The 10,234-nt window shown below is 41.5% G+C and carries 7 protein-coding genes; 1 reads left to right on the forward strand and 6 read right to left on the reverse strand.

The window, feature by feature from the left end; all coding sequences use genetic code 11:
- The 6 genes from ACFE93_RS32470 to ACFE93_RS32495 form a co-directional block, all read right to left on the reverse strand.
- The coding region (locus tag ACFE93_RS32470) for a tetratricopeptide repeat protein (protein ID WP_375479893.1) at positions 1-3,271 on the reverse strand (3,271 nt) is incomplete at its 3' end.
- A gap of 39 nt (positions 3,272-3,310) precedes the next feature.
- Positions 3,311-4,615: a P-loop NTPase fold protein gene (locus tag ACFE93_RS32475; RefSeq protein ID WP_375479896.1), complete on the reverse strand. Its 1,305-nt coding sequence runs from the start codon at positions 4,613-4,615 to the stop codon at positions 3,311-3,313.
- Positions 4,616-4,990: 375 nt separating this feature from the next.
- On the reverse strand, positions 4,991-5,470 hold the full coding sequence (locus ACFE93_RS32480; protein ID WP_375479898.1) for a plasmid segregation centromere-binding protein ParR: 480 nt from the start codon (positions 5,468-5,470) through the stop codon (positions 4,991-4,993).
- Positions 5,471-5,475: 5 nt separating this feature from the next.
- Complete coding sequence (locus tag ACFE93_RS32485; protein WP_375479900.1) at positions 5,476-6,642, reverse strand: ParM/StbA family protein; 1,167 nt, start codon at positions 6,640-6,642, stop codon at positions 5,476-5,478.
- A 239-nt stretch (positions 6,643-6,881) separates the two neighbouring features.
- Entirely contained in the window at positions 6,882-7,505 is a 624-nt protein-coding gene (locus tag ACFE93_RS32490) for a DedA family protein (protein ID WP_375479902.1), read from the reverse strand.
- 468 nt (positions 7,506-7,973) lie between these two features.
- Complete coding sequence (locus ACFE93_RS32495) at positions 7,974-9,056, reverse strand: Gfo/Idh/MocA family protein (RefSeq protein ID WP_289796231.1); 1,083 nt, start codon at positions 9,054-9,056, stop codon at positions 7,974-7,976.
- Between the two features lie 338 nt (positions 9,057-9,394).
- On the opposite strand from ACFE93_RS32495, the gene queC reads away from it, so the two are divergent.
- Positions 9,395-10,069 (forward strand): 7-cyano-7-deazaguanine synthase QueC, encoded by a 675-nt coding sequence (gene queC / locus ACFE93_RS32500; protein ID WP_375479904.1) that lies wholly within the window; start codon positions 9,395-9,397, stop codon positions 10,067-10,069.
- The last annotated feature ends 165 nt before the right edge of the window (positions 10,070-10,234 follow it).

Genomic DNA, 10,234 nt, shown 5'->3' on the forward strand with positions numbered 1-10,234 from the left:
CACTAGCTATATCTGCTTGGTTTTCTAAGCGCTGACGTTGTGCCAAGCACTTTTGCTGACATTCAAGTGCTTGCTCATATTTACCCCATTTCCGATAGCATTCAGCTAGCCAGTACCACAAGTTAGCTAGATCATTCTCTTTGTCCAATTGCTCATAGAGATCACGGCTTTGTTGGTAGTTGGCGATCCCTTCTTCGTATTTACCCCAGTCTTGATAAGTTCTAGCTATATTCCATAGATCACTTGCTTCATCTTCAGACTTGCGAAACTCTCTGTCTATAGCTAACGCCTGCTGGAAGCATTCTAGTGACTGCTGATATTTGTCATGTGAGCGGTAACAAACACCCCGATTTCTCCAGAACAGCCGAAAAGCGGATGGATGAATATATAAGGCTAGTTTCTCAAAACATTCCTGATAATAGTCAATTGCCTGATCAAATTTATCTTGCTCCTGATAACAAGTTGCAATTGACCAAGCTATATAAGCACTGTGCCTGACATTTGGCTGAACATTGATTTCTTCTAGAAGCTCAACAGCTTTTGTATATTTATCTGTACGAATATAAGATATTGCGGTGAGTAAGTTTAATGCCCTTTGAGAATCTTGATTACTACTATAATTTTCCAGACTATTTTCTAAAGCAGGTGTCATTTCTTCACCTAATTCTTTAACCAATTCTCTAAGACTACAAAATATAGTAGGCTCTAGCTGATTAACAATATCAATAGCACAACTAACTAATCCTGCCCCTGATTCACCACAAGCAACATACAGAATAGCTGTCTGTGCTTTTACCCTTATCTCTTCAGGAAGTATTGAGTCATTAGCGAATTCTTTCAACCGTACCAGAACTTCACCTTTCTGGTTAAACAGTTCAATTTGGCGTAACAACCTTAACAATTGTTTAGTTGTATCATTTTCAAATTTTGTATCTAAACCAAGATAAGTAATAACTAACTTTTTAATTAGCTTTTTGCGAGGACTGCTATTAATCTCAACTTGAGTTAAAACCTCACCAGCAAACAGTAAATCTTTCAACCGTAATTCCCACTGTTTACAGTTAGTAATTGATTCTTCTTGCAAACCTGACCAGATGATAATCCCATTCTGGGATGATGCATTTTTAATTTTTAACTTACTACCTTGAATTGCAGGTTTATAAGCCTCAATATTACTGAAAAGCTGCTCAACTAGCTTATTAACCTGTTTAGGAGAATAAATTCCGTAATAGCCTAAAGCTAGTAGAATCGGCTCATTCCAACGCGGCTCATGCAAATGCTTACGGATAATTGCTAAAATATCGCTTACTTCATTGTCAGCGATATAACGTGCAGCAAAATACTCCTCAAACGTCAGGTGCATAAAGCCGTAGACTCCTGGCGCACGTTCCACAAATAGACCTGTGGTTTCCCGCACTTTTCGTAAAAACTCTTGCACGGCTTGCCGTACTGAGTTTGATTCTAAGTCAGTATCATTTAATTCTGCTAACTTTGCTGCTAACTGTTGTTCAACTTCTGCCTCAGTGACTAAACCAGAGGGCTTTTCCTCATGCATCCAGTAAGCCAGTGGTGCTAAAAATGCCACTACTTCATTTTGGTTCAGCAGCACTTTCGGAGCATCTGGCAACTTCTTACCTAGCTGCCAATCTTCAGTCAAGGTTTGCACTGCCAATTCATAAAGTTTCACGCGACGGTTAGGTAGGCGCTCACCGTTGCGGTGAATCAGTGCCAAAATTGTCAACAATAGAGGGTTCGCTGTCAAGCGCTTTACACCCTCATTGTCTTTAATTGCCTCTAAAATCTTCCTTGCTTGGTCATCTCCTGCTCTTTGCCATTGCGCCTCACTAGCTTCTGGCTGCTGCGTTCCTTCTATCGCCAAACACCAGCGTTCCAGGAATTTTTCTACCTGTTCGCCACCCATATCTTCAATAGTGAACTCAGCAAAACGGCTGCCCAGTTTCACATTGCGGTAGCCAGCTATCCGGCTGGTAATGACAAACTTATTAGTAGAAAAAGCATTGACAAACTGATCAATTCTTTCCACAATCAGTCTGCGGCTTTCTTGTTCAAATACCTCATCTAGCCCATCCAGCAGCATTAAGCACTGCCCTTGACGCATTTTTTCTAATAGTAGCGTCGCCATCTCAGTTCCCGCTTCAGCTTCATCTTGAAAGTAAGCTTCCCACTGGCGATAGAATTGGCGCAGATAGTCCAGCAGACTTAATTCTGGTTCTTGTTGCAATCGTTCTGCATAGTCAGCAATGCGAAAGAAAATTGGCAGCAGAGCCTTACCCAATTCTTCTTGGAGTTCGCCACCTGTAGCTGTTTCATTGCTATCACGTTTCGCTGTGGCAAAATGTAGCGCTAGATAACGCAGTAGCGTTGTCTTTCCCGCACCTGGAGCGCCGAGGATCACACAGTATTGATTCTCCCGCACTGCATGAGATAAATCAATTCTCTGTGTTACTGTTTTGGTGCTAGTAGTGGGTATTGAACTTAGTAAAACTGGTTCGTAATGAGAAGGTTCGTCTAATTCATAGAGGCTAGAGATGCTCATGCTCAACCTATGTTCAGCTTTGCGAAATGTAGTCATCTCTTCGTCTAGTTTCGACGTTTCTGTAACCTGCTGTCGTCTCACTGCTTGTAGTGAAACATAAATTTGATCCAGAAAAATATCCACTTGGCGCTGGACTTGCATCACGCCACTGATTTTGAGATAGGAATTCTCAGCTATCAACCACTCCAGATAAGGATAAAACAGGGGATTTACGGGTGGACGTGCCTCAAATTTCACTAACTTACCCCGCCAATCCCAGAAATCAGGCGCACGATTACGAAACTCTTCTAAAAATTCCTCTTTATTTAGCCAAAAAATTATGACTAATTCCCGACCAAATAGCGAATCTCTCCCTAAATTCAACTGCTTCATCTCTTGTTTCAGGCGAGGCGTTGGCAGTTGATCAATTCCAAATGCCATTATCAATTTGCGTTTAATTTGAGAATTATGCAGTCCAGTTTCATCTAAACTGTAGAGAAAGTTATAGAGTGAGTTCTGACTGTAAAAGAAATTTTTAGGTTCATTAAAAGTAGGATGATCATCTGATAAAATTAACTTGATTTCCTCAACTACCGGATGTTGTGGCCCACTCTCTGGTGCAATAGCAAAAATTGTCGTTGTCCCACTAGATAATTCTAAGAAACTAACTAATTTATTTAGCTCTATTGCGTCATTTGCACTTATAGAATAAGTGGTAGATTCGTTAGAAGCCATTTTTATGAATGAATAATTGCTGATTGCAAGAGAAAACAACTATTGAATTTTTGGAGAGTTAGCAGCTTGCCAACGTTGTAAATCTTCTAATAGAATAGGGTTGACATCAAACCAGGATTTTTTACTGCGATCGTAATAACCTAATACAAATTTGTTTTGCAAAAGCTCATCACAAATCACAAACTGACCTTTGTTAGGCAAACTATGGGTATTAGTAGTTAAGCAACCTGTACAGTGAACTTTATCTAGTTCGGGAAAATGGTAATCACTTAAATTATATTCTCTGCGAACTTCTTGCACAGCCTCTTTAGCAACATCTAAGTCTACATATATCAAATCTAGCCTTAAAGAAACTTCACAAGCTGTACGAGCCAGTCGCACCAAGTCACGCATCACACCGCCACTCTTTTCAGAAATTAGTTCTAACGCATCTGGATTAAATAAACCCTTATAAGCATCACCCAAACTTGCTAAACGCTTATGAATTACACTATTAAGAATGTCTCTACCAAGTTGATTAGGGATTGTAATAGGACATAAATTTTCATCGCACTCAAATACTGGTGGATTAGTTAAATCTAAGCATTTTTGAAAGCTTTCCATTGGTTGACGAAAGCTTGGAGAATACCTAAGTGAAATCGGAATCGCATATATAATATGGCAACTTAGCTGAGTCAGCAGTGGACTAGCGAACATTTCTAAGGCTGTAACTTGATCGTGTCGGTCAAGACCATCTACAATCACCACTAATTTCTGCTTGTTTCTTTTCTCGGCAGCTTCTATGATAGCGTTAACTCGCTCAATAATTTTACTAAGCTGCGGACGAATATTGAGAGTTGTAGTAATTTTTCTAGTTAGTCCTTGTTTAAGAATTAGACCCAGTTTATTGATAATTTCTGGAAGTTCAAGACTAGTATTTTCAGCATCTTCATATTGATAAACTACAGTTTTTAGACTTTCGAGTAAATCATTTAATAAATCGTTTTTTAAACCCCAATCTCGTTGAATAACTTTTTCAAAAATTTTAATTCCAATTAGGACTACAACCTCAGCATAGCCAATGTTGTACTGGTCGAGAGCAGTTACAGTATCAATCCAAATTACTGTATACTTGCTGTTCAAATGTTGTTCTAATCGCCGCAATTCTGTAGTTTTGCCACCACCCCTGTGACCTGCTAATAAAAATTTAGCTGGGTCGTCTTCCATATCCAAGAAAGTGATTAAATTCTCTACAGGACTGTTAGCTCGCTGGACATAAAAATTTCTCAGTTCTTCTGGTGTAGTAAGTGGTTCCTCTGGCTTAAAAAGCTGATAAGCAGGCTTCCAAAAACTGGTATTACTCATGGTGAAAAATCTTAACTGACCTCAAACAGTGTTTGGACTTACACTCGTTTATCTCAGTATAACTGGGTAATTTCCTGCTGTAGATTCCTAGAAGTGAAAAATTTTATACTATATTCCTAAATAATACTGTATCCTACTTTGAGCAAACACTAAAAATTGATATGCGATCGCTCGTTTTACATAACTTGATTAGCCGTGCAGATGCATTGACGCAAAGCGGCTTCCCATTCGCGTAGCGTCTCCAAAGAAGAAAGGCGGCTCGTTGCCAAATATTGTGTCTGTACAAAATATATATAAACATTAATAATCCTTAATAGTTAATACTATTAAGGATTGTTAACATGAGCAAAAACTGCTCACAAACCTAATGGCTCTTTAAAAATCATCGAGAAACTGACTAAGGCGACTGATTACGGGGTCAACCTCTTGAGGAGGGGTAGCAACAGTATAAGAAGTATTATTTACTACTTCTAATTGAGTTGGAGACGGAATGAACGATCGATCGTTGACTATGAGCGCCAGTTGTGCGACTTGTTGAGAAAGTTGCAGTAGATGATGTTCCATCGCCTCCAAACGATTAGATCCCTTGGCAAAAAAACGTTCCTCAAGTCCAGCCACTTGACGTTGCAGTTCACCGATTTGTTGATCAATCGGTGTTGTTACTGTCGTTTGTGGAGCAGGTTGTACAGGTTCCGGTACACATAAAGATTGCCATAAGGCTTCTTTACAGAGGTCGCTGAAAGTCTTGTCTGGTTGTTTTTCCAAATAACTTTCTACTTGCGCTAACAAGCTTTCATCAGCAAGCTCTGGGTTGAACGTGACGGATTTAACTACCTTTTTTGACCATTGGAACATCAGCTTTATGCCCTAGCAGCGCGATTGGAGGATAATTGTGCCTCTCCATAAATATACTGCCCCAAAGCATTCGCCTGTCGGGAAGGTGCTGCTAAATGAGCATTAATCTTTGCTTCTTTGAGCAGACGTTGAATGTCGTCCCAGAAGAACTCACCACCCCCGCCAGTCAGAATCACATCGGTGACGCGTTCTGGCAACCAGGCTAGCACACGGCTACAGATTTCGCGCGAAAACATCTCTGTGAGGTTGGGAAGAAAATCATCTAGGTTGGTGGGCTTGCTAGCGCCTTTAGGACGGTAAAAGCGTTCACCTCTGGGTTTGTTAACAGCAGAAATCAGTGCTAGAGATTGACTATCTGCTCCTTCGATTTCGGCAGACACCAATTCATAAAACTTATTCATCCCGAAGTCTTCACTCTTAGAAGCACCTCTGGCAAAACGGAAGTTATCTACCATCAAAAGATCGACAGTTTGATGTCCAATATCGACGATCGCCACCGATATTTTTGTAAAATCGGGACTGCCAGGGTTTTTCTTGGGTTGAGCTTCAGACCACAGCAAGCTGCCGTAACCTTCTGGCATTACCCATACCTTACTGACGTTCAGCGACACAGATTCACCTCGGAAGTTCAACACATGAGGGCCACCGACTTGGCTAATTAGCTGGGCTTTTTCCTTTTCAAATTGCTCTAAGGAAAGAAAAGGCAGACCCAGTACAACTGAGATATCGTCTCTGAGTTTGAAGTAGCCAGCACTTGCTAACACTTTTACCAGTGCAGCTTCTACCTTAGATTGTCCGACTCCTAGATTTGCCCCAAAATCGGCTGCAAGTTGACCAACAGCATATCCATTTCCTTGATACTCCAGCCACAAATCCATTAAGGGGTCAGTAGCTCTGGCTTCAAAAACACCACCGCGTACTTGTTCTATCGACATCTGCTTGACGTTGGCAGGTACGAACACCACACTGCCTGGTTCACGACTCACACAAGTTTTTGTGGAAGTTCTGCCTAAATCAACACTGAGAATGGTTTTCCCTGGAACACCACCTGGCTTGATACCGGCAGGAGGATTATTATTAACAGCATTTATGGGAGTCGATGCTAACGGCTGCCTATTCATGGGTATAGCAGCGGCATTGATTGGGGTAGCGGCGGAAGGTTGGTCTGTCATGAAAGCTCCTAGTTCAAACTTAACTGTAAAAAGTTGTCATGCTCATCTTACAAAAATGCGAGCAACCAGAAATTCTAGGTTGCGTCAAGTGTAGCTAGAAATACGCCAAAAATTAATTCCGGCGATACCTTTGGTAAGCTCTGCCAACGCACATCTAGTATTATTTGGCATAGTGTAGGCGAATTTTAGCCAGATGTAACCCCTGCTTTCACTGCTTTCAAACCAAAAGCGTCCGTGTTTCATCTTCTAGTGCGTCTTAACTGGCGCTTGAATATCCAGAAAACAAATGCTAGAACCAAACCGCCAAGTACGATTTTGGATACAGGAGCAAGGTACTTGTCCACAAGTTCATACTGACTACCCAATATGTATCCTGAGTATGTTAACAAACCCACCCAAGCAGCGCTACCGAATGTTGTGTAAAACAAAAATGGTAGCAAAGGCATATTGCTAATACCTGCGGGAACAGAAATCAAGGTGCGGATTCCTGGCACAAGACGACCAATTAATACTGCTGTTCTACCTTGTCGGTCAAACCACTCTTTGGCCTTGGTGATATCTTTACTAGATATAGCCAGCCATTTGCCATACTTGTCAGCCCAAGCTTTCAAACGGATTTCACCCAAAAACTTACCCGGATAGTACCAAATAAGTGCGCCCAATACAGAACCCAAAAGTCCTGCAAAAAACACACCAATAATATTCAGCTTTGCCCCTCCTGGTTGATATGGACTTGCTGTAAATCCAGCCAGTGGCATAATCAATTCTGAAGGAATGGGGGGAAAAAGGTTCTCTAAAAACATTAGTAGGGCGATTCCCCAATAGCCAAAATAGTTGATAGTATTAGTTATCCATTCAAGCATTGAGTCAATTCCTAAAATTGCTGGACTAGTCTTGTTACTAAATTCAGCTTTAGCTTTTTTAAAGGGTAATTATCCCCGCTTGTTAGAGTCAAGGTAATTTGGCTACACTAAAAATTGATAACATTACAACTGAAAAACAGAGTAAGATAAGTGGAAGCTATAGTTCTGTTTCATTAATGTTGAGAGTTATAAAAGTTCGTAAGTAGCTCTAGCCCTTGAGATTGAAAGATTTATCGCTCACTACAAACCTCACAAAATTAATGGGACAGACCAGTAGGTTTTGTTTTCTAATTTTGTAGATCCTCCTTAGCCTGCTTTTTAAATTGACTAAGAAGGATTTAAAGATTTAATGGCAAATTTTAAAACATATTCTAGGCTTTCTGCTGAAGTTGGGGCTGTGGGGTAGCATGGAGAGAGAAGAGAGAAAATTTCACCTTGTCTCCCTCATCCCCTTCATCCCCTCTTCTTCTAGACTGTGGGGGTTAAAGATTGTACCCTTGGTTCTGATTGCCAGTCTAAGGGATTCCAAACTCGATCTTCCAGCGCCATCTGCTCAATTAAACTTGCCAGTCTCAGGGCTTTGAGAGCTTGTTCGCCACCTACTGAAGGTTGATTGCCACCGTGTACGCAGTTGACAAAATGTTCTAATTCTGCACTCAGTGGTTGAATATTGCTGGTGTAAACTTTTTCAATTACACCATCTTGTCTGTAAAGTACTTGTCGGTGATCGGTGAGAGAATTGGCAGCCGTTTGTCGGTGAATCAAAATTTCATTCTTGAGAAAATCTGCCTCAGTAAATGAATTTTTGCAATGGGCGACAATTCGGCGAATTTTGCGGTGGGTGACTTTACTGGCAGTTAGAGTAGCAACAATACCATTGGCAAACCCCAAGGTGGCGGTTACGTAATCTAAATAACCAGAGTCTAGGGAACGAGTACCGCTAGCAGTCAATTTCGTTACTGGGGAAGCAGCTAATTCCAAAAGTAGGTCGATGTCATGGATCATTAAATCCAGCACAACTGAAACATCGTTTGCTCGATCTGAGTAAGGACTCATTCTGTGGGCTTCTAGCGCCAGTAATTCCTCTGTTTTTAGAACTTGGCTCAGTTCTTTAAAAGCTGGGTTAAAACGCTCAATATGACCTACTTGCAGGATACACCCAGATTCAGCTGCGGCATTTACTAAAGACTCTGCCTCAGAAATACTGGCTGCGATCGGTTTTTCAATCAAAACATGAATTCCCGCTAACAGACAGTTGATGCCCACGGCATAGTGCAGACGGGTGGGAACAGCTACACAAACTGCTTCCACAAGGGGTAGCAGATCGCAGTAATCTTCAAAAAAACGCACCTTGTATTTGCTGGCAGTTTCTAATCCTCGCTCGACGTTAATATCTGCTACTCCGACTAATTCAACATCTTTCATTGAACTCAGCACGCGAGCGTGGTGTTGTCCCATGTTACCCACTCCAATCACGCCTATGCGGATTGGTCGTGGCTGGTTGCGCTGTGTATATAGATTCGGTTCTGCCACTGACATGCTATTTTGCACTATTATTCTCTCCTCAACCACCAAATTTAGAGACGCTACGGCCGTTGGCGTTTATACTCGAAAGCCGGTTACGATCCGTCTAAAACCATCCAGATGGTAACATAGAGCCTATGTTTATGAAGAATTTCAAAGTTTGTGATCGGTTCCCGTAATCCAAATATCTTTTGTATAGATATTTCGAGTTTGCTTTGGATTTTACACTTTCTACAAAAATATATGTATTTTTATTAACTTTACAACTTTCAATAAGACCTAAATATAAATTCTCCTTGGCATTGCTTTCTGGCATCTTGTTAAGGTTTGATGCAGTAATTTGAAATCCAAAATTTGCAACCAAGATGAAAGCTGTAATTCTGTTATCTGGGGGATTGGACTCTTCCACAATTCTGTACAAAGCTCAAACTGATGGCTGTGAATGTCATGCTATTTCCTTTGATTATCAGCAGCGACATCGACGAGAGTTACAGTCAGCGCTCAGTGTCGCTCAAAAAGCTGCGATCGCAAAACATCAGGTAGTTAACTTTGACTTACGACAATGGGGCGGTTCGGCCCTTACCGATAATGCCATTGATTTACCCCAGGAGCGATCGCTGGATGAAATGTCTCAAAATATTCCTGTAACATACGTTCCAGCTCGTAATACCATCTTTTTAAGCTTTGCTCTTAGTTACGCCGAAGCGATCGCCGCAGAGCGTGTCTATATCGGCGTTAATACCCTAGATTACTCAGGATATCCTGATTGTCGCCCCGACTATATCCAAGCAATGCAAGAAGTTTTTCGCCTGGGAACTAAACAAGGGCGTGAGGGACGACCAATTAATATTGTTGCACCCTTAATCAACTTGAAAAAAACCGAAATCATCCAATTGGGGAACCAATTGGGAGTTCCTTGGGAACTAACTTGGTCTTGCTATACTGGTGGAGATGTTGCCTGCGGTGTGTGTGATTCTTGTCGCTTACGGCTAGCAGCTTTTGCCGAATTAGGACTTGTCGATCCACTGGCGTATGCATAGTAGAGGCATTGGGCATTGGGCATTGGGCAAAACAGTTCCGAGTTTCGAGTTCCGAGTGCTGAGTAAATAAGTGAGATTCCCCACTCAGCACTCAGGACTCAGGACTCAGGACTCAGCACTCAGCACTCAGCACTCAGCACTCAGCACTCAGCACTCAGCACTCAG

Source organism: uncultured Nostoc sp., from assembly GCF_964247315.1.
Taxonomy (GTDB): domain Bacteria; phylum Cyanobacteriota; class Cyanobacteriia; order Cyanobacteriales; family Nostocaceae; genus Nostoc.